The sequence below is a fragment of the Streptomyces sp. NPDC031049 genome (genome assembly GCF_055571015.1).
This window is the reverse complement of record NZ_JBVIGC010000004.1, coordinates 150,023-170,266: the sequence shown is the minus strand read 5'-3', so window position 1 is coordinate 170,266 and position 20,244 is coordinate 150,023. Positions and strand designations below refer to the sequence as shown.

Sequence of the window (20,244 nt, the reverse complement as noted above, 5' to 3'; positions counted from 1 at the left end):
CTTGGGTTTCGCGGAGAAGCGCGGAAACTACTGGCGCGGCCGGTACAAGGTCGCGCCCGGCAAGCACAACACGGTCGTCGACGAGAACGGCAAGGCGATCAGGTTCGCCACCAAGGGCGAGGCCCAACGGGCAGCGGCCGAGGCCGAGAACAAGTACCGTCGCGGCGACTGGCGCGACCCGGCCCTCGGCCAGGAGACCTTCGGCGAGTACGCGAACCGCTGGTACGAGGCCCAGGACCTGGCCGCCTCGACCATGCAGAACTACAAGCGCCACATCGAGGAGCACCTCCTCCCCGAGTTCGAGGACAAGGCGCTCGGCGGCATCCTGCGCACGGACGTCGACCTGTGGGAGAAGAAGGAGAAGGCCCTCTACGCGGCGTCCAGCGTCAAGACCTGGCGCTCGACGCTCCACCTGATCTTCGAGGACGCGATCGACGAGGGCCTGATCACGTCCAACCCGGCCGCTCGGCGGCGCGGACGGGGCAAACGCGCCGGCCGCTCCAGAGACCGTGGCCCGGAGAAGGTGGTCACCGACGCGCTCGGCATCCTGCTGACCGCCGAGCGCGCCGCCCTGCTCTCCGGCCGCGACGACGAGTTCGTCGCCGTGGTCCTCAAGGGGTACACCGGCATGCGCTGGGGCGAGATCGTCGGCCTGGAGACCGCGTTCGTCCGCCCTGGAGCCGTCCGGGTCGAGTGGCAGCTGTACGAACTCGACACGGGCGAGCTGGTGCGCTGCCCACCCAAGGACGACAGCTACCGCACCATCGACTCGATGGACTGGGTGTCCGCGCTGGTCGCCAATCACATCGCCCGCACGAAGCCCAAGCCATGCCCCTGCCACGGCAAGACCTACGTCTTCCGAGGACAGGGCGCGGCCCGTACCGGTGGCCACCAGGGCGCGAAGCACGTCGACGTCGCCCGCCGTGCCGGCGTCTCGACCGGCACGGTGTCCAACGTCCTCAACCACCCAGAACGCGTCACCGAGGCCACGCGAGAGAAGGTCGAGCAGGCCATCGCGGACCTCCGGTTCGTCCGGGGCGGCGTCGTGCCAGAGCATGCCGCCCACTGGCGCAGGAACGGCTTCGCGACCTGGCTGTTCACGCCGGCGGTCTCCGGCTGGTACCCGAAAAAGGCACCACAGGAGCCACGCCCGGTGCCCCTGCTCGGCGAGCCGTGGCCTGGCGTCCCGGCTCGGGGGCGAGGTGCCAGCGAACGAGCCGACGCCTGCTGGCTCCCGATAGCCAAGGGACTCACGCCCCACGGCCTCCGCCACACCCACCGGACGATGATGGAGGACCTGGGAACCGAGAAGGTGCTCATGGACGAACGTATGGGCCACATCGACGGCTCGGTCTCGGCGCGCTACGCCCACGTCACCCCAGGCATGCGCAAGCGCCTCTTGCTGGGGCTGACCGAGCAGTGGGAGGCAGCACTCGACGCGCGTTTGGCCATGAGCGCCACGTCACCATTGCGCGTACTGAGTGATCTCCTGCGGGCACGCGAGGTGTCACGGGTGCCCGTCAAGTCGTAGCAAGGCAAAAGTGCTGTGCCCTTCGGCGACCACTCCCGGAGGGCACAGCCATGTCCGTGATGCCTCCGCGAGGCCGCGTCAACTCCGCGCGGCCGTTTCCAGCAGTTACGACGATTGCCCAGTAGCGGGGCCAACGGACCTGGCTCAATAGGTACATGGAGACTGGCGAGCACTGGGCATACCGCGCGAGGCCGAAGGAGCTGGGCAGCCCTGTCAGGTGGGTGGAGGTCGTGCGGGTGGGCGGTCGTGGCAGGTCTGGCTGGGTCCATGTCCGGTTCTTGGAAGGGGATGATGCCGGCCTGCAGGAATGGGTCAGCCCCGGCTGCCTCGTAGCACCGTGGTCAGACGTCGACGCGTTCCGCGCGGATGACGAGGCAGAGCTCAGACTGGCCGAGGCGTCATGCCACGTACGAGGCAGCACGGAGTTCGAGGCCGCGCGCTTGATCCTCGGTTTCGACCGGCCGAAGAACAGGCTGCGCCTCCGCCGAGGGGTGGCGGACGCGGGAGTTCTGGAACTGAGCCGACTCGACGAGACGGCGCCGCTCATCGGCATGGACGCCACCGCGCTCCGCAGTGACCCGATGGTGCACGAGGACCGCGCCGGCATGTGCCTGGCCGGCTGGCCGGTCACCGAACGCGTCGCCCGTCAGGTAGCGGGCCGCCTCGCCGACGAGATCCTCCCGGAGGTGGACCGCAAGCAGCAGGACATCGAGCAGGAGCGCGCACAGCCCTCCTGGTACTCGTACCGCCGTCGGGACGACCGCAAGTTGGATGCGGAGGCGGCCGTCCTGCGGACCGTCCGGGTGTGGTGCGGCGAGGACAAGGCTGAGCGCTACGACGAGCTGGTCGCACTGCGCGAAGAGGTTATCCGGCTCGGCCAGCTGGTGGAGAAGGCGGTCAAGGCCCTACGCGACCGTGGGCACGGCGTCATCGCCTCCACCATTGAGCGCGACCTTGGCGTCCATATCGCCAGCCTTGATCCTGACGTGCGTCGATAGAGCCGCGCCACGGCTCCGGGGTCGGCTTCGGCGGCTCGGGCCGTGCCGCAGGCTGCTCCCTCTCCGGCCGGTGCGGGTTCCAGCCGCCGAGAAAAGGCCGTAGCTGATCTCCGGTCGGTTCCGCGTGGAAGTCGATAGCGGCCAGGCCCTTGCCGTTCATGGTGGGGTCCAGCCGGTCGGCCTCCGCCTTCCCCCAAGCCGACCACTCTCGCAGCCTCTCGGCTTCGACGGCGTTGTCCGACGTTGCGGCAGCTTCGTCCAGAGCGACGCAGAACACCCGGATCTCTCCAGCCACCTTCCACTGTTCAAGTGCTGCGCCGAAGTGCTCCGCCCGTAGGGCGTGCACCGCCTTGATCGAGGCGGCACTGACGGCGGACTCCCACTCCCGCCTCTCGCGCTCCTCCCGCTCCGCCTCCAGACGCCGACGCTCCGCCTCCTGCCGCTCCCGCTCCTCTCGCAGGCGCCGCTGCTCCGCCTCCCGTTCCAGCCGAGCCCGCTCCTGCTCCTCCGCGCGCGCCTTCAGCGCCCGGAACACCGAACCGACCTGCTCCTCCAACGGCTTCTTGGCAGTGTCGGCCCATTCCTTCTTCCAGCCATAGCTGTGGCCGTAGCCGTAGCCCGAGTGCTCACTGATCAGCAGTTCCAGCTCGCCGGATGGCTCGAACCTGTGTGCCGGCGTCACCCGCTGCCAGTCGTACGTACGTCGGCCCGGCTGCTTGGGCACGTACCGGACCTGCTTCTGCCGTTCGCGGAAGCCGACCTCATACGTCCTGCCGTGAACGGTGAGCAGGGGCCTGGGCTGCTTGCGCTTCTTGGACACCGTGATCTCGCCGTGGCGGGCGAGTGCCTGCTCGGCGAGGAGCCGGAGAAGCGAGAGGACTCGCGGCAGGACCTCCTCCGAAATCTCGAAGGCGCTGTGGTCCGCAGTGACAGCGGCGATCACGTCCTCGACATCGCTGATCACCCGGCTGCGCGCCAGCCGGATCCGGTTCCACTCGGTGTCGTCCTCACCCGACACCCTGAGGAGACCGAGGAAGAAGTCCCCCTTCGCCCGGCCGCTGTACTTCAGGTGGTACCCCTCGGGCGCACACTGCCGGGCTGCGTCGAAGGCCCTGCGGTAGCGGGCTCGCTCCTGGTCGCTGGGGTTCGGGATCCGAAGGAACCGCCCAGCCTGCTGTACCTCCGCGACCAAGGCGGCTCCGATTTCCGCCGGCGACGCCTGCGGGGGCTTGGCGGTGCGTTGCGGCGCCGGCTTCGTTGTGGACGGAGCTGTGTCTTGCTTCTGCGGAGGAGGGGCAGGCCGTGTCCGTTGCTCGGAACCCGCCGACCGCTGCTTGCGCGGCGCCGGTTCCGGCCGGTCCGGGTGATGGCCGTGTTCCAGGTAGAAGCGCCCCGCGTCAGTGATCTCCGCCTGCCACTTCCCATCCTGCTTGGGCATGGTGATCAGGCGCCGCTCCTTGAGTGCGCGGGCGGTGAGGGCGAACTCTGGGCTGTCCGACGTGACGGGGTCGGCTCCGTCCCCGATGCGGGTGAGGAGTGCGAGCTGCCGGTCGTTTAACGGAGACCATCGGTGCATGGCGATCGTCGTACCGCCTGTGATCGGCGTCGCACAACCGTAGGGATGACCCTGTCTCAGCGTGAGCGGCAAAGAGCGGGCTGGACGGCGGACGGCCGCTCGCTGGGAGCCACCGGGAGCCGGTTTCTGGAAGTTGGCTCCCAAACGGCTCCCAAAACGGGGCCACAAAGCAAATCAGGCCCGGTGCTGATCTCTCAGTACCGGGCCTGACCTGGTGCTTCTCTGTCGGGGTGGCGGGATTTGAACCCACGACCTCTTCGTCCCGAACGAAGCGCGCTGCCAAGCTGCGCCACACCCCGAGTGTCGTCGCTGTCGCGGCGACGTCGTTTACTTTAGCCCACCGTCGGCCGGAGACGAAATCCGGTTTTACCAGCGGCGGCGCAGGGGGTTCGGGCGGGCGTGGTCCAGCGCCACCAGCAGGACCGCCAGGGCGTAGACGGACAGGCCCAGGAGGAGGGCGTTGGCGAGGACGCCGCGGTAGCCGTGCTGGTCGACGTCGAGGAAGGGGTAGAGGTAGCGGCCCGTGCTGTTGGGGAGGAGCAGCTCGCCGCGGACGAGGGAGAAGGTCAGGTAGGCCAGGGGGAAGAGGAGCCATGCCGCTGCCTGGCGCAGGTGGAGGCGGGCCGGCGGGGTCAGGAGCAGCCAGTCCAGGACGGCGGCGATCGGGACCACCGTGTGGAGGAGGTGGCCGGCGACCGAGTGCCAGCCACCGGTCGCGGCCACCCCGTCGGTCGTGAAGTACGGGCTCGCCGGGTTGGCCAGCAGCAGATGGTGCACCAGCGCCGCGACGATCATGTACAGCAGGGCCGCTCCCGCCAGTCCGCCCGGCACGGGGTGGCGTGCGCTCCAGGCCCGGCGGGCCGAGGCGAGGAGGACCAGGGCGAGCAGGACGCCGGCCTGGATCGTGAAGTAGCTCGCCACTCGGGTCGGGCTGCCGAGGAGGAAGGCCAGCGTCACGCCCGCGACGGCGAGCGTGGCCACCAGCAGGCGGTACACGGCCGCCACCGGACGGCGGACCGGCGGTATCACGGCCGTGGCCGGGACCGGGGAGGGCAGCAGCGTGGGGGGACCCGGGACCGCGGGGAGGTCCGGGATGTCCCTGGGTATCGGGGCGGTCATGCCCTCAAGCTAGATATATGGGGCGAATGGGGCGATGTGGGTGGGCCGTGTGGGGGACACCGCACTGAGGGCTGCGGATGCGGCTGCGGCTGGGGCTGCGGCTGGGGCTTGGGGGATGGAAGGGGAGGAGGCCTACGAGGAGGCGGGGCGCGAGGTCGAGGGGACCTGCGCCCCGACGCGTCTACTCCCGCCCCACCAGCGTCAGCAGCGTCGCCTCCGGCGGGCAGGCGAAACGTACCGGCGTATAGCGGTTGGTTCCGCAGCCCGCCGAGACGTGGAGGTACGCCGTGCGGCCCTCGGCCGTGTGCGTCGACAGGCCCTTGACCCGGTCCGTGTCCAGGTCGCAGTTGGTGACCAGGGCGCCGTAGAAGGGGATGCAGAGCTGGCCGCCGTGGGTGTGGCCGGCCAGGACCAGGGGGTACGCGTCCGCCGTGTACGCGTCGAGTACGCGCAGGTACGGCGCGTGGACCACGCCCATCGAGAAGTCGGCCGCCGACGACGGTCCGCCGGACACCGCCGCGTACCGGTCCCGCTTGATGTGCGGGTCGTCCAGGCCGGTCAGCTCGATCGACAGGCCCTCGATCTTGAGGGTGCCCCGCGTGTTGGTCAGGTTGAGCCAGCCCGCGGCGTCGAAGCCGTCGCGCAGGTCCTCCCAGGGGTTGTGGACCGCGCCCACGGCGGGCGCGTTGCCGTTCAGGCCGTGGCGGCCCTGGGCCTTCTCGATCAGGTACCGGGCGGGGTTGCGCAGCCGGGGGCCGTAGTAGTCGTTCGACCCGAAGACGTACGCGCCGGGGAACTCCATCAGCGGGCCCAGGGCGTCCAGCACCTCCGGGACGCCCTCCGGGTCGGAGAGGTTGTCGCCGGTGTTGATCACGAAGTCCGGGCGCAGACCGGCCAGGGAGCGCAGCCAGCGCTGCTTCTTGCGCTGCCCGCCGACCATGTGGATGTCGGAGACCTGCAACACGCGCAGCGGTCGCATGCCCGACGGCAGGACGGGGACCGTCACCCGTCGGAGGCGGAAGGACCGGGCCTCGAAGCCCGCGGCGTAGACCAGACCGGCGGCGCCAGCCGCCGCGATGGACAGGGGCACTCGGTATCGCGCGCGCATATCTCCATCGTGTCAGACGATCGTCTGACAGGGGATCGGCGGCATGCTGAGCGCGCGCCGGGCGAGGGCCGGCCGGGTGGAGCGCGTGCCGGGCGGAGCGCGCGCCGAGCGCGTGCGCAGATCGCGTGCTGGGGTCGTGCCGAGCGCGTGCCGGGTGCGCTGAGCAGAGACTGAGTGCCCGGTCCACGGCATCGGCTCGCGCGGCGTCCGCGCGAGCGCGGCGGCGGTATCCGCCCCGCCCGGTAAATCGGCGGGCGGTACCCTCCGCGCACCTGCGACAATCACTGCATGACCACGCTCAAGTCGAAGCTGCAGGATGACCTCAACGCCGCGATCAAGGAGCGCGACGAGCTCCGCTCCTCGACGCTCCGGCTGACGCTCGCAGCGATCACCAAGGAGGAGGTCTCGGGGAAGGAGAAGCGCGAGCTCTCCGACGACGAGGTCCTGAAGGTGATCACCCGCGAGGCGAAGAAGCGCCGCGAGGCCGCCGACGCCTTCGCACAGGGCGGTCGTCCCGAGCAGGCCGAGCGGGAGAAGGCGGAGGGCGAGGTGCTCGCCGCGTACCTGCCCAAGCAGCTGTCCGACGAGGAGCTGAACGCGATCGTCGCGCAGGCCGTCGAGGAGGCCAGGGCGGCCGGTGCCGAGGGCCCGCGGGCCATGGGCGCCGTGATGAAGATCGTGAACCCGAAGGTGGCCGGGCAGGCGGAGGGCGGCCGGGTCGCCGCGGCGGTGAAGAAGCTGCTGGCCGGCTGATCCGGCACCGGGAACCGCCGGGTCGGCCCCCAAAGCCTCCGGTGCTCCCGGTGCTCCCGGTGCACCTCATGCTCCCGGTGCCCCCAGTGCACCTCATGGGCCCGGTGCCGCCGGTACACCCGGCGCATGAGGAACGGCCCCTTCACTTCCTACGAAGTGAAGGGGCCGTTCCTCTGCTTTCGGCGGCGGGGCGGCGGGGCGGCGGGCGCTGCACTCACCCCGCCTCAGCCGCCGCTCAACCGCTCAGTCGCTGAGTCGCTCAACCACTCAGTCGCTGAGCCGCTCAACCACTCAACTCAACGCCATCCCCCAGGACCCCCGTCCCCCTGCCCCTGGATGAAGCCCTCCGGGACGGAGAAGCTCGGGTCGGGCTCGGGGCCGCCGTTGCCATTGCCCGGTCCGCCGTTGCCATTGCCCGGCCCGCCGTTGCCGTTTCCGCCGTTGCCGTTGCCCCCGTTGCCGTCGCCGCCGCCGAACAGACCGCCGATGAAGCCGTCGCCGTCCCCGCGGTCGCCGTTGTCTCCGTCGTCGCCGTTGCTGCCGTCGTCGCGGTCGCCCCTGTCACCGTCGCCGTCCCCGTCGGGGATGTCGATGAGGTTGAAGGACGGGGAGTCCTTGCCGGCCAGGGCGCCGGTCATGGCGTCCTTCCAGATCGGGCCCGGGACCGCACCGCCGAAGACCAGGTCGTGGTACCGGCCGCCGATCCTGATGTTCTTCATCTCGACCTTCTGGGTGGCGCTGCCGACCCAGACCGCGCCCGACATGTTCGGCGTGTACCCGACGAACCAGGCGTTCTTGCGCTCGTCCGTCGTACCCGTCTTACCGGCGCTCTCGCGGTCGGTCAGACCGGCCTGCCGACCCGTACCGGAGTCGACCACACCGCGCAGCAGCGTGTTGATGCTGTCCGCGGTCTGCTCGGACACGGCCCGCGAGCAGGTCGACTTGGGCACCTCCAGCGACTTCCGCTCGCTGCCGACCTTCTGGGTGATCGACTCGATGGCGATCGGCGTGCAGTACATACCGCGGGAGGCGAAGGCGGCGTACGCGCTCGCCATCGTCAGCGGGGACAGGCCGACCGAGCCCAGCGAGATGGCGGGGGTCTGCGGGAGCTTGTCGCCGTTGCCCTGCCGGACGTGCAGCCGGTCCAGGACGTCGACCACGGGGCACAGCCCCACCTCGGAGATCATCTGCACGAAGTAGGTGTTGACCGACTTGGCCATCGCCTCCTTCATGCGGTACGGGCCGACCTCCGACTCGTTCTCGTTCTCCACGGTCTCGCCGCGCGTGTTGACCCACGGCTTGCCGTCGCAGGTCTGGACCGGACTCGGGTACTCCATCTCGTACGGCGACGAGTACTCCTTCGTCGGCGGTACGCCCTTCTCCAGCGCCGCCGCCGCGACGAACGGCTTGAACGTCGAACCGGTCGGGAAGCCGAAGTTGGAGCCGCCGTAGGCCGCGTCGACCGAGTAGTTGTACTCGGTCTCGTTCTTGCCGTAGCCGAACGGCTTCGACTGGCCCATCGCGACGATCCTGCCGGTGCCGGGCTCCACCAGGGTGGAGGCCGCGGCGACCGAGTCCGACTTGTTGACGTGGTCCTTGAGCGACTGCTGCACCGACTCCTGCGCCTGCGGGTCCAGCGTCGTACGGATGGTCAGGCCGCCCTGGTTCCAGATCTTCGCCCGCTCCTTGCGGGTCTTGCCGAAGACCGGGTCGCTGAGGAAGACCTTCTCCACGTACTTGCAGAAGAAGCTGGCGCCCTTGACCGCCGTGATGCAGCCGTTCTTGGGGCGGCTCACGTCCAGGCCGAGCGGGGTCTTCTTGGCCTTGTCGGCCTCCGCCTGGGAGATGTCGCCGACCTCGGCCATGCGCTGGAGCACCACGTTGCGCCGCTTCTTGGCCTCCGCCTCGTCGTTGACCGGGTCGTACCGGCTCGGCGACTGGACGATGCCGGCCAGGAGGGCGGCCTCCTGGAGTTCGAGGTCCTTGGCGTGCTTGGAGAAGTAGCGTTGGGCGGCGGCCTCGACACCGTAGGCCTGCTGGCCGAAGAACGTGATGTTCAGGTAGTTCTCGAGGATCTTCTTCTTGCCCAGCTCCTCCTCGACCTGGATCGCGTACTTCAGTTCGCGGATCTTGCGGCCGATGGTCTGCTGGGTGGCCTGGGCGACCTTGGTCGGGTCGTCACCGGCCTCCTCGACGAAGACGTTCTTCACGTACTGCTGCGTGAGCGTGGACGCGCCCTCGGAGACCTCGCCGCTGCGCGCGTTCTTGTTCAGGGCGCGCAGCACGCCCTTCAGGTCGACCGCGCCGTGCTGGTAGAAGCGCGAGTCCTCGATCGCGACGATCGCCTTCTGCATGTACGGCGAGATGTCCTTGAGGGAGACCACCGTGCGGTCGCGCGAGTAGACCGTGGCGATCAGGTCGCCCTCGGTGTCGAGGATCGTGGTGCGCTGGCTGAGCGGCGGCGTCTTCAGATTGGCCGGAAGCTCGTCGAAGCTTTCGACCGAGCCCTTCGCCGCCAGGCCCAGCGCGCCCACGGCGGGCAGCGCGATGCCGGCCAGGACGGCTCCCGCGAGCACGCTGACACCGAGGAACTTGGCGGCCTGCTGCGTGGGTGACAGACCACCGCCCGAGCGCTTCTTTGCCATGAGGGCAGCCTACGTTCTCATTCGCCGGACACGCGTATATGCCTTGGCCTAAGCTGCTCTCAACTGTCACAGCGGTGAGGCCACGTATCAATACGTCCGGTGGCGTCGAATCGTTCCGGATCTGCTCAGATTTTTTTCATGCCGGTCGCGGGCGGGGCGTGTTGGTGTGCGGGGGCGCGCGTCGGAGCGTGGGTAATGCGCGTCCGAATCCGCCTCGTGTGTCATTCGGTGTCCGTTGTGACGCAATAAAAAAGACCCGAATGTCGGGTTCGTCGCGCATGTCGTCAGCTCACTCCCGCGGGTGATCTGCCGCTTACCCATAGTCCGTTCGGGCCATCCAAGATTGGGCCCGAAGGGGGTGTTGCGCTGTGCCCACCTTCCGTAACGTCCTCAACTGGCGGCGGTGAATATGCCGCTGCCGCCGTGGGGGAGCCTCGATTCGGGAGAGGACGGCGCCGGTATGGGCTGGGTAACCGACTGGAGTGCGCAGGCCGCCTGCCGCACTACCGATCCGGACGAACTGTTCGTTCAGGGAGCAGCGCAGAACAGGGCCAAGGCGGTGTGCACCGGATGTCCGGTGCGGACCGAGTGCCTGGCCGACGCGCTGGACAACCGCGTCGAGTTCGGCGTGTGGGGAGGAATGACGGAGCGGGAGCGCCGCGCACTGCTGCGCAGGCGGCCGACCGTGACCTCCTGGCGCCGGCTGCTGGAGACGGCGCGCACGGAGTACGAGCGCGGGACGGGGGTCGTACCCCTCAACGACGACGAGGTCTACGAGAACTACGCGGCCGTGGGCTGACACCGGCCGACGTCGGCACGGCACCGCTCACAGCGGCGGTCACCGCCGACGCGGGCCGGCCCCCGCGCCCTCCGGGCCGCGCTACGTCGCCGGAGGCCGGCCGCGCTACGTCGCCGTAGGCCACGTGTCGGCCGTAGGCCACGTGTCGTGCGTCCTGGCGCGTCCGGTGGGACCCGTCACGCGCGTGTGTCGGGCAGTTCCGGTCTGCCCGTGGCGAGGCGGTCACCGATGTCCCGCAGCCCCGCGAGGTCGTGCACGTCGCCGGGCAGGGCGGCCACCTCGGTCACCGCGACCTCGGGGTGGAGTGCGGTGAAGCGGTCCCGCGTGCGCTGCTCGCGGGAGAGCAGGTGCATCCGGTCCGCGTGCAGCCGCAGCAGGCCCGCGGTCAGCCGGTCGACGGGCGGCTCCGCCGTGCCGGCCGGTGCGTCGGAATCGGGAGAGTCTGAACTGCCGTACGGTTCGGGAGAGTTACGAAGTCCAGCTTTCCCGCCGTTCTGATCCACAATGCGGGGATCTTCAAGATTTTCCGCGGCCGGATCCCCCGGTTTCTCCTCGCCGGCACCGTCGGCGTTCTCCCCGGAGCCGTCGTTGTTCTCCGCGGCCAGGCTCTCCCCGGCCAGGCTCTCCGCGGCGGCGAGTGCGCGTTCGGCCGACAGCCGGTCGGCGCCGCTGCCGTGCACCCGGTTCAGCACCAGGCCGGCCAGCGGCATGCGCTCCTCCGCCAGCCGCTCCACGAAGTACGCGGCCTCGCGCAGCGCGTCCCGCTCCGGGGCCGCGACCACCAGGAACGCCGTCCCCGGCGCCTGGAGCAGCTTGTACGTGGCGTCCGCGCGGGTGCGGAACCCGCCGAACATCGAGTCCATGGCGGCCACGAACGTCTGCACGTCCTTCAGGAACTGCCCGCCGAGCACCTTCCCCAGGACGCCCGTCATCATGGACATCCCGACGTTCAGGAACTTCATGCCCGCCCGGCCGCCGACCTTCGCGGGCGCCAGCAGGACGCGGATCAGCTTGCCGTCCAGGAAGGACCCCAGGCGCTTGGGCGCGTCCAGGAAGTCCAGCGCCGAACGGGACGGGGGCGTGTCGACGACGATCAGGTCCCACTCGTCCTTCGACCGCAGCTGGCCCAGCTTCTCCATCGCCATGTACTCCTGCGTGCCGGCGAAGCCCGCGGAGAGCGACTGGTAGAAGGGGTTGCCCAGGATGGCGGCGGCCCGCTCGGGGTCCGCGTGCGCCTCGACGATCTCGTCGAAGGTGCGCTTCATGTCGAGCATCATCGCGTGCAGCTCGCCGCCCGCGGAGTCGTCGATGCCCTTCACCCGGCGCGGCGTGTTGTCGAGCGAGTCGATGCCCATGGACTGGGCGAGCCGCCGGGCCGGGTCGATGGTGAGGACGACCACCTTGCGGCCCCGCTCCGCCGCGCGCAGGCCCAGCGCCGCCGCGGTCGTCGTCTTGCCGACCCCGCCGGCGCCGCAGCACACGACGATGCGGGTCCCCGGATCCTCGAGCAGCGGATCGACGGCGAGCGCCCGCGCGGGGGACAGGTGCCGGGCGCTCTCGTGCGCGTGGGCCGGGTCCGGAGTCATGCGATCCCCTGCTTCCGCAGCTCGGTGGCCAGTTCGTACAGTCCCGCCAGGTCCATGCCCTCGGCGAGCAGCGGCAGTTCGTGCAGCGGCAGGTCGAGGCCGCCGAGGACGGTGCGCTGCTCCTGCTCCAGCGCGTGCCGCTCCGCGTACTCCTCGGCCTGGGCCAGCAGCGGGTCCACCAGCCGCTCGGCGTGCCCGCCCCGGCGCGCCCCGCCCAGCCCCGCGGCCGACAGCGACCGGGCGAGGGAGGAACGCGGCAACCGCCGTACGAGTTCCAGCTCGGCGGCGTCCAGCACCTGGGGCCGGACCATGTTCACGATGACCCGCCCCACCGGCAGCCGGGCGGAGCGCAGCTCGGCGATGCCGTCCACCGTCTCCTGGACGGGCATCTCCTCCAGCAGCGTCACCAGGTGCACGGCCGTCTCGCGGGACTTGAGCACCCGCATCACCGCCTGCGCCTGATTGTGTATCGGGCCGATCTTGGCGAGCCCGGCCACCTCGTCGTTGACGTTGAGGAAGCGGGTGATGCGCCCGGTCGGGGGCGCGTCCATGACGACGTAGTCGTAGACGAACCGCCCGCTCGGCTGCTTTCTGCGCACCGCCTCACACGCCTTGCCGGTCAGCAGGACGTCCCTGACCCCCGGGGCGATGGTGGTCGCGAAGTCGATGGCGCCGAGCTTCTTCAGGGCCCGGCCGGCGCTGCCGAGCTTGTAGAACATCTGGAGGTAGTCCAGAAGGGCGCGTTCGGCGTCGATGGCGAGGGCGTACACCTCCCCGCCACCGGGAGCGACGGCGATCTTCCGCTCCTCATAGGGCAGCGCCTCTGTCTCGAAGAGCTGCGCGATGCCCTGCCGGCCCTCGACCTCGACGAGAAGCGTCCGCTTCCCCTCGGTGGCCAGGGCCAGCGCGAGGGCGGCGGCCACCGTCGTCTTACCGGTTCCGCCCTTGCCGCTGACGACCTGGAGCCTGCTCACGTCTTCGAGCGTAACCAGTCCGGGCCCGGGCTACGCGGGAGGCTGTGGACAACAGCGGATACAGTCGGCCGCATGACCAAGTGGGAATACGCAACCGTGCCGCTGCTCGTCCACGCCACGAAGCAGATTCTGGACACCTGGGGCGAGGACGGCTGGGAGCTCGTCCAGGTCGTTCCCGGGCCGAACAACCCCGAGCAGCTCGTGGCCTACCTGAAGCGGGAGAAGCAGGCGTGAGCGCCGTCGAGGCCAAGCTGGCCGAACTCGGTCTGACCCTCCCGGAGGTCGTCCCGCCGCTGGCCGCGTACCAGCCGGCCGTGCAGAGCGGGCCGTACGTCTACACCGCCGGCCAGCTGCCCATGGTGAACGGCAAGCTGGAGGTCACCGGCAAGGTGGGTGCCGAGGTCACGGCGGAGGAGGCCAAGGAGCTGGCCCGCACCTGCGCGCTGAACGCCCTGGCCGCGGTGAAGTCCGTCGCCGGTGACCTGGACCGCGTCGCACGCGTGGTGAAGGTCGTCGGCTTCGTCGCGTCCGCCTCCGACTTCACCGGCCAGCCCGGTGTGCTCAACGGCGCCAGCGAGCTGCTGGGCGAGGTGCTCGGCGACAAGGGCGTGCACGCCCGCAGCGCGGTCGGCGTCGCCGTGCTGCCGCTGGACGCGCCGGTCGAGGTCGAGGTCCAGGTGGAGCTCACCCAGGCCTGAGGCGGCGCCGCCCCGAGGCCACAGGCGGCCTGAGCGCACCCGCCCGCCCGCACACCTTCCGCCACGCACGCGCGCGTGCCTCCGCTCCACCCACGCACGCGCGCGTGCCTTCGCTCGACCCACGCGCGCGCGTGCCCTCGCTCGACCCACGCGCGCGGCGGCGTTCGGGGACAGCTCTCCCGTGCCGTGTCGGCTCCACCCACGCGTGCGTGCGTGAGCGCGTCCGCAGGGGGAGGTCCCCGGCCCGGCCCCCCTCCCTCCTTTTTGCCGAACCGGCAACAAGCCTCCCCCGAGCGGCCCCGCGCGCCGCAGGATCATGAGCGGAGCCCCCGGGGGCGGACGGCGCCGCATCCGCCGGCGGAGGCGCTCGGCGACGCGTCCGACCTGGTGCGTCGGCGACCGCTTCCGGACCGGATACGCCGACGACCGTCCGGCCGCGTACGCCGACGACCGTCTCCGGTGGCACCCGGCCGTGTCCTTCCGGGCACCGGCCGACCCTGGCCACCGGGAGGAACCATGCCGCAGCACACGTCCGCGTCCGGCCCCGTCCACCGACTCGTCCCGGCACCCGCCGGCCGGATCCATCTGGTCGAGCAGGGCACCGGCCCCCTGGTCCTCCACGTCCACGGCTTCCCCGAGTCCTGGTACTCCTGGCGCCGCCAGCTGCCGGCGCTGGCCGCCGCCGGCTTCCGCGTCGCCGCGGTCGACGTGCGCGGCTACGGGCGCTCCTCCCGGCCTGAGGCGGTGTCGGCGTACCGGATGCTGGACCTGGTCGCGGACCACGTCGCCGTCGTGGAGGCCCTGGGCGAGCGCTCCGCCGTGATCGTCGGGCACGACTGGGGCGCCACCATCGCCGCCCACTGTGCGCTGCTGCGCCCCGACGTGTTCCGCGCGGTCGGCATGCTGAGCGTGCCGTACACGCCGCCGGGCGGGCCGAAGCCGAGCGAGGTGTTCGCGGGGATGGGCGGCCCCGCCGCCGAGCAGGAGTTCTACGTCTCCTACTTCCAGGAGCCCGGCCGGGCCGAAGCGGAGATCGAACCCGACGTGCGCGGCTGGCTCGCGGGTTTCTACGCCGCCCTGTCCGGCGACACCATGCCCCCGCCCGGCGCGCCCGACCCCCACTTCGTCTCCCGGGGCGGCACGCTGCGCGACCGGTTCCCCGCCGGCCGGCTCCCGTTCTGGCTCGGCGAGCGCGACCTGGACGTCTACGCGGGGGAGTTCGAGCGCACCGGACTGACCGGGGCCCTGAACCGCTACCGGAACATGGACCGGGACTGGGAGGACCTGGCGGAGCACCACGGCGCCCCCGTCACCCAGCCGTCGCTGTTCCTCGGCGGCGCCCTGGACGCCTCCACCACCTGGCTGTCCGACGCCATCGCCGCCTACCCGGCCACCCTGCCCGGCCTGACCGCCTCGCACCTCCTGGACGGCTGCGGCCACTGGCTCCAGCAGGAACGCCCCGACGAGACGAACCGGCTCCTCACCGAGTGGCTCACCGCCCTGCCGGCGTAGTCACCGGCCTGGCCGGGACCAGGGGAGCACATGGCCGGAAACCGGTCGTAAGGAGGGATTGGGCAACCTTCTGACGCTCTGTGGCATCAAACCTCACGTACGCACCGAATCTCTTCGATTCCGTCACCTGGAAGCGGCCGCGTTCGCGGCCCGGCCCCACGGGAAACCGGGTACCCGAACGCGCCGCCGGCCGGGTGGGAGTGAGTACACGCCATTGCCGCCGAGTACCGAGGAAAACGATGCCCCAGCCCCGAGTGAGCGTGATCGTCCCCGCCTACAACGCCATGCCCGAACTGACCGACTGCATCACCTCGGCCATGGAGCAGACCATCGGCGTGGACCGGCTGGAGATCATCGCGGTGAACGACGGGTCGACCGACGGCACCGGCAAGGAGCTGGACCGGCTCGCCGCGACGTGTCCCTCGCTGCGCGTCATCCACCAGGAGAACTCGGGCACCGCGGCCGTCCCGCGCAACGTCGCCCTGGACGTCGCCCGCGGAGACTACGTCTTCTTCCTGGACTCCGACGACTACCTGGGCCCCGACGCGCTGCGCCGCATGGTGGCCATGGCCGACGAGAACGACACCGACATCGTGCTCGGCAAGATGGTCTCCGTGGGCGGCCGTGCCGTGCCGACCGCGGTCTTCAAGAGCACGCAGCCGCGCACGGACATCTTCTCCTCGGCCGCCTACCGGACCCTCGGGTGCTGGAAGCTCTTCCGCCGCTCGCTGCTGGAACGGCTGAACCTGCGCTTCCCGCCCTTCCGGAACACCGAGGACAAGCCGTTCACCGCCACCGCGTACCTCAACGCCAACGGCATCTCCGTCGTCGCGGACTACGACTGCTACTACCACCGCAACCGGTCGAACGGGAACAACCTCACCCTCACCGCGCAGAACCTGAGCCACCGGATGCAGGGCACCCGGATGTGCTTCGAGACGGTCGCCCGCCATCTGGAGCCCGGGCCGCGGCGCGACCAGATCATGCGCCGGCACGTCGAGTGGGAGCTGTGCGGCCCGCTGTGGTGGCTGCTGCTGCGGGAGAGCGAGGAGGACATCCGCGGGTGGATCTACCCGGAGATCCGCGACTGGGTGGAGAACTGGGTCACCGACGCGATCATCGAGAAGCTCGAACCGAGGGACCGGCTGCTGCTGCACCTGCTGCGGGCCGACCGGTTCGAGCAGATGATGACGGTCATCCGCAACGCCGACGAGGACGCCGCCCGCGGTCACGTCGTCGACGACGGCCGGGTCTACTGGGCGCATCCGCTCTTCCGCGACCGCGCGGTGGGGGTGCCGGACAGCGCGTTCGACGTCACCGACCGGCTGCCGGTGCGTCACCGGATCGAGTCGGCGCACTGGCGGGAGGACGGGACGCTGCGGCTGACCGGCCACGCCTACCTGGAGGGCGTCGCCTCCCTGGAGCCGGCCACCGAGCTGGTGCTGCGCTGCTACGACGCCGGTCATCCGGAGGTGCGCGTCCCCACGCGCGTGCACGCGGTCCCCGGGCTCCCGGACGACGACCGCTACGCGGAGGCGGGCTTCGTCGCGGACGTCTCCCCGGCCACGGCGGCGTCCGGCGCTCCGCTGGGGCGCGGCCGGTGGAACCTCTTCCTCGACGTACGGGCGCAAGGGGTCGGCCGGACGGTCCGGATGAAGAGCCCCGAGGCCGGGCGGACACCGGCGCAGGCGATCGTGACGACCGGCCCGGGCAGACCCACGGTCGTCACTCCGTACGTGACGAAATGGGGCAACCTCTCCCTGGACGTCGGCCAGGAGGTGCCGCGCGAGGACACGCCCTGCCAGGTGACCGGGACCTCGTGGCACGGGTCGCGTACGGGCACGCTGGTGGTGACCGGCAGGCTCGCCGGCGAGGGCGCGCGCGACGTCCGGGCGCTCCACCTGCGGGCGGAGAACGGCACGGGCGACCGCCGCGAGGCCGCCGCGTCGCTCAGCCGGGCCGACGGCGGGTTCACGGCGGAGCTGCCGGTCAAGGGCCTGGCCCCGGGCCGCTGGACGGTGACCGTGGCCCTGTCCGGCCCCCGCACCGTCGCCGCCGTCCCCCACACCGCCGGCCTGGGCCGCACCCGCTGGTTCCACCGGGGCCGCCCCTGCGCCGCCCACCCGGTGAAGGAGGCGTCGGAGACCACCCTGGTGGTGGAGATCCGTCCGGTGGACGTGCCGGGCGCGGTACGGCGGAGGCTGCGGAGGGCCGTACGGAGAGTGCGGGGGTAGCGGGTTTCCGTACGGGTCCGGACGGCACAGGGGGCACTCGAACAACCGCCCGTCACCAGATAGCCTCCGGCCATGGCGAAAGGGCAGTGGTACCCCCCGGAGTGGCCGGACCGCATCCGCGCGCTGGCGGCCGGCACCTTGACACCGGTCGCCCCCAAGCGGGCGGCCACCGTCATGCTGCTGAAGGACACCGGCTCCGGACCCGCCGTCCACATGCTGCGCCGCCGCACCTCCATGGCGTTCGCCGCGGGCGCCTACGCCTATCCGGGCGGCGGCGTCGACCCGCGCGACGACGACCGCGACATCGGCTGGGCGGGCCCCACGCGCGCGTGGTGGGCCGAGCGGCTCGGCGTCGACGCGCGCGGTGCCCAGGCGATCGTCTGCGCCGCCGTACGGGAGACCTACGAGGAGGCGGGCGTCCTCCTCGCCGGTCCGACCGCCGACTCGGTGGTCGGCGACACCACGGGCGCCGACTGGGAGGCCGACCGGGCCGCCCTGGTCGCCCGCGAGCTGTCCTTCGCCGAGTTCCTGGACCGCCGGGGCCTGGTCCTCCGGTCCGACCTGCTGGGCGCCTGGGCACGCTGGATCACGCCGGAGTTCGAGGCCCGCCGCTACGACACCTGGTTCTTCGTGGCCGTGCTCCCCGAAGGGCAGCGCACCCGCAACGCCTCCACCGAGGCCGACCGCACGGTGTGGACCACGCCCGCCGAGGCGGCGGCCGGTTACGACCGGGGCGAGCTGCTGATGATGCCGCCGACCATCGCGACCCTGCGCGCGCTGGCGGAGTACGGCTCGGCGGCGGCGGCACTGGCCGGGGCGGCCGGGCGGGACCTGACGCCCGTCCTCGCCGAGGCCCGGCTGGAGGAGGGCGAGATCGTCCTGACCTGGCCGGGGCACGACGAGTTCACCAAGCACGTGCCGACCACCCCGGCCCCGGGCACGACCGGCCCGGCACCGACCGACCCGGCCACGACCCTCCCGGCACCGACCGGCCCGGCACATACCGACCCGACCGGGGGAGCACCCGCATGACGGACGCAAGCACCCTGCCCGGCCAGCCGCGCGGCGCAGTCCTCTCGGGCCCGGCCACCGCGCGGGCCGTCAACGTCCTGGCGCCCAACCCGTCGGCGATGACCCTGGACGGCACGAACACCTGGATCCTGTCCGAACCCGGCTCCGACCTGGCCGTCGTGGTCGACCCGGGTCCGCTGGACGAGGCACACCTGCGGAACGTCGTCGACACCGCCGAACGGGCGGGCCGGCGCGTCGCCCTGACCCTGCTGACGCACGGTCACCCGGACCACGCCGAGGGCGCCGCCCGCTTCGCCGAGCTGACGCGCACCGCCGTCCGCGCGCTGGACCCGGCGCTGCGGCTGGGCGACGAAGGGCTGGCCGCCGGAGACGTGGTCACCGTCGGGGGGCTGGAGCTGAGGGTCGTTCCCACGCCCGGCCACACCGCCGACTCGCTCTGCTTCCACCTGCCCGCCGACCGGGCCGTGCTGACCGGCGACACGATCCTGGGCCGGGGCACCACCGTCGTGGCGCACCCCGACGGCCGTCTCGGCGACTATCTGGACTCCCTGCGGCGGCTCAGGTCGCTCACGGTCGACGACGGCGTGCACACGGTCCTGCCGGGGCACGGACCCGTCCTGGAGGACGCCCAGGGCGCCGTCGAGTACTACCTCGCCCACCGCGCCAACCGCCTCGCCCAGGTGGAGACGGCCGTGGAGGACGGCTACCGCACGCCGGGCGAGGTCGTCGCGCACGTCTACGCGGACGTCGACCGCTCCCTGTGGCCGGCGGCGGAGCTGTCGGTGCGCGCGCAGCTGGAGTACCTGGAGGAGCACGGGCTCATCTAGCCCGCGCCCCGGAACCGCCCGGCGCGTCAGCTCCAGCTCAGCGGCCCCGGAACCGGCGCGTCAGCGCGAGCGCTTGGCCAGCCGCTCCACGTCCAGCAGGATCACCGCGCGGGCCTCGAGCCGCAGCCAGCCGCGCTGGGCGAAGTCGGCCAGCGCCTTGTTGACCGTCTCGCGGGACGCGCCGACCAGCTGGGCCAGCTCCTCCTGCGTCAGGTCGTGGACGACGTGGATGCCTTCCTCGGACTGCACGCCGAAGCGGCGCGAGAGGTCCAGCAGGGCGCGTGCGACGCGGCCCGGGACGTCCGAGAAGACCAGGTCGGACATGGCGTCGTTGGTCTTGCGCAGGCGGCGCGCGACGGCGCGCAGCAGCGCCGTGGCCACCTCGGGCCGGGCGCTGAGCCAGGGCTGGAGGTCGCCGTGGCCGAGCCCGAGCAGCTTGACCTCGGTCAGCGCCGTGGCCGTGGCCGTGCGCGGGCCCGGGTCGAACAGCGACAGCTCGCCGATCAGCTCGCCGGGGCCGACGACCGCCAGCATGTTCTCGCGTCCGTCGGGGGACGTGCGGTGAAGCTTGACCTTGCCCTCGGTCACCACGTAGAGGCGGTCACCCGGGTCCCCCTCGTGGAACAGCGAGTCTCCGCGGGCGAGGGTCACCTCACTCATGGAGGCGCGGAGCTCCGCGGCCTGCTCGTCGTCGAGCGCCGCGAAGAGCGGGTTGCGCCGCAGAACGTCGTCCACGAGTTCTCTCCTTGTCGACCTGCTCAGGGGATGTGCTCCCCCCGTGTACCAGGGCACCGTGGTGCCCATTTTGCCGGACGGTCCAAACAGTGTGATCTGTCACAAGGATGCCGCACA

16 protein-coding genes, 1 tRNA gene and 1 pseudogene are annotated in these 20,244 nt (G+C 71.3%); 10 read left to right on the top strand and 8 right to left on the bottom strand.

All coding sequences use genetic code 11. The features are described from left to right. Position 1 precedes the first annotated feature (1 nt). Both ACZ45Q_RS08530 and ACZ45Q_RS08525 read left to right on the top strand, forming a co-directional pair. Positions 2-1,531: a LacI family DNA-binding transcriptional regulator gene (locus ACZ45Q_RS08530; protein WP_468256842.1), complete on the top strand. Its 1,530-nt coding sequence runs from the start codon at positions 2-4 to the stop codon at positions 1,529-1,531. 155 nt (positions 1,532-1,686) lie between these two features. Then, entirely contained in the window at positions 1,687-2,529 is an 843-nt protein-coding gene (locus tag ACZ45Q_RS08525) for a PE-PGRS family protein (protein ID WP_468256839.1), read from the top strand. Here ACZ45Q_RS08525 and ACZ45Q_RS08520 read toward each other — a convergent pair. The 4 genes and pseudogenes from ACZ45Q_RS08520 to ACZ45Q_RS08505 form a co-directional block, all read right to left on the bottom strand. Beyond that, a complete protein-coding gene (locus ACZ45Q_RS08520; protein WP_468256836.1) occupies positions 2,459-4,105 on the bottom strand; it encodes a PE-PGRS family protein in 1,647 nt (548 codons plus the stop codon). The two genes, ACZ45Q_RS08525 and ACZ45Q_RS08520, sit on opposite strands and share 71 nt — an antisense overlap. 225 nt (positions 4,106-4,330) lie before the next feature. Continuing rightward, positions 4,331-4,404, bottom strand: a tRNA-Pro gene (locus ACZ45Q_RS08515). Between the two features lie 33 nt (positions 4,405-4,437). Further along, a pseudogene (locus tag ACZ45Q_RS08510) lies at positions 4,438-5,224 on the bottom strand (Pr6Pr family membrane protein). Between the two features lie 181 nt (positions 5,225-5,405). Beyond that, complete coding sequence (locus tag ACZ45Q_RS08505; protein WP_468256834.1) at positions 5,406-6,332, bottom strand: metallophosphoesterase; 927 nt, start codon at positions 6,330-6,332, stop codon at positions 5,406-5,408. Between the two features lie 288 nt (positions 6,333-6,620). Between ACZ45Q_RS08505 and ACZ45Q_RS08500 the strand changes: the two genes are divergently transcribed. Continuing rightward, positions 6,621-7,085 carry a GatB/YqeY domain-containing protein gene (locus ACZ45Q_RS08500; protein ID WP_468256832.1) on the top strand — a complete coding sequence of 155 codons (465 nt, stop codon included), beginning with the start codon at positions 6,621-6,623 and terminating at the stop codon, positions 7,083-7,085. A 296-nt stretch (positions 7,086-7,381) separates the two neighbouring features. Here the strand turns inward: ACZ45Q_RS08500 and ACZ45Q_RS08495 are convergent, their stop codons facing one another. Continuing rightward, positions 7,382-9,730, bottom strand: a complete 2,349-nt coding sequence (locus ACZ45Q_RS08495) for a transglycosylase domain-containing protein (protein WP_468256830.1) — start codon at positions 9,728-9,730, stop codon at positions 7,382-7,384. Between the two features lie 460 nt (positions 9,731-10,190). Here ACZ45Q_RS08495 and wblA point away from each other — a divergent pair, with 460 nt between their 5' ends. Next, a complete protein-coding gene (gene wblA, locus ACZ45Q_RS08490) occupies positions 10,191-10,529 on the top strand; it encodes a transcriptional regulator WblA (protein ID WP_468256828.1) in 339 nt (112 codons plus the stop codon). 176 nt (positions 10,530-10,705) lie between these two features. Here the strand turns inward: wblA and bagB are convergent, their stop codons facing one another. Both bagB and bagA read right to left on the bottom strand, forming a co-directional pair. Continuing rightward, entirely contained in the window at positions 10,706-12,115 is a 1,410-nt protein-coding gene (bagB, locus tag ACZ45Q_RS08485; protein WP_468256826.1) for an ATPase BagB, read from the bottom strand. Next, positions 12,112-13,089, bottom strand: a complete 978-nt coding sequence (gene bagA, locus ACZ45Q_RS08480; RefSeq protein ID WP_468256823.1) for an ATPase BagA — start codon at positions 13,087-13,089, stop codon at positions 12,112-12,114. The genes bagB and bagA overlap by 4 nt, the downstream gene beginning before the upstream one ends. A gap of 72 nt (positions 13,090-13,161) precedes the next feature. Here bagA and ACZ45Q_RS08475 point away from each other — a divergent pair, with 72 nt between their 5' ends. From ACZ45Q_RS08475 to ACZ45Q_RS08450, 6 genes are all read left to right on the top strand, one after another. Further along, the gene (locus ACZ45Q_RS08475) at positions 13,162-13,323 is read left to right on the top strand and encodes a DUF4177 domain-containing protein (protein WP_003975360.1); all 162 of its coding nucleotides are present in this window, start codon (positions 13,162-13,164) and stop codon (positions 13,321-13,323) included. Then, on the top strand, positions 13,320-13,787 hold the full coding sequence (locus ACZ45Q_RS08470) for a RidA family protein (protein ID WP_468256821.1): 468 nt from the start codon (positions 13,320-13,322) through the stop codon (positions 13,785-13,787). Before ACZ45Q_RS08475 ends, ACZ45Q_RS08470 begins: the two co-directional genes overlap by 4 nt. Positions 13,788-14,303: 516 nt before the next feature. Further along, positions 14,304-15,299, top strand: a complete 996-nt coding sequence (locus ACZ45Q_RS08465) for an alpha/beta fold hydrolase (RefSeq protein ID WP_468256819.1) — start codon at positions 14,304-14,306, stop codon at positions 15,297-15,299. Between the two features lie 239 nt (positions 15,300-15,538). Next, positions 15,539-17,533 carry a glycosyltransferase family 2 protein gene (locus tag ACZ45Q_RS08460; protein ID WP_468256817.1) on the top strand — a complete coding sequence of 665 codons (1,995 nt, stop codon included), beginning with the start codon at positions 15,539-15,541 and terminating at the stop codon, positions 17,531-17,533. 72 nt (positions 17,534-17,605) lie between these two features. Next, a complete protein-coding gene (locus ACZ45Q_RS08455; RefSeq protein WP_468256815.1) occupies positions 17,606-18,565 on the top strand; it encodes an NUDIX hydrolase in 960 nt (319 codons plus the stop codon). Further along, positions 18,562-19,392 carry an MBL fold metallo-hydrolase gene (locus ACZ45Q_RS08450; protein WP_468256813.1) on the top strand — a complete coding sequence of 277 codons (831 nt, stop codon included), beginning with the start codon at positions 18,562-18,564 and terminating at the stop codon, positions 19,390-19,392. Before ACZ45Q_RS08455 ends, ACZ45Q_RS08450 begins: the two co-directional genes overlap by 4 nt. Before the next feature lie 60 nt (positions 19,393-19,452). Here ACZ45Q_RS08450 and ACZ45Q_RS08445 read toward each other — a convergent pair whose 3' ends face one another. Beyond that, on the bottom strand, positions 19,453-20,127 hold the full coding sequence (locus ACZ45Q_RS08445) for a Crp/Fnr family transcriptional regulator (RefSeq protein ID WP_004985207.1): 675 nt from the start codon (positions 20,125-20,127) through the stop codon (positions 19,453-19,455). Between the last annotated feature and the right edge of the window lie 117 nt (positions 20,128-20,244).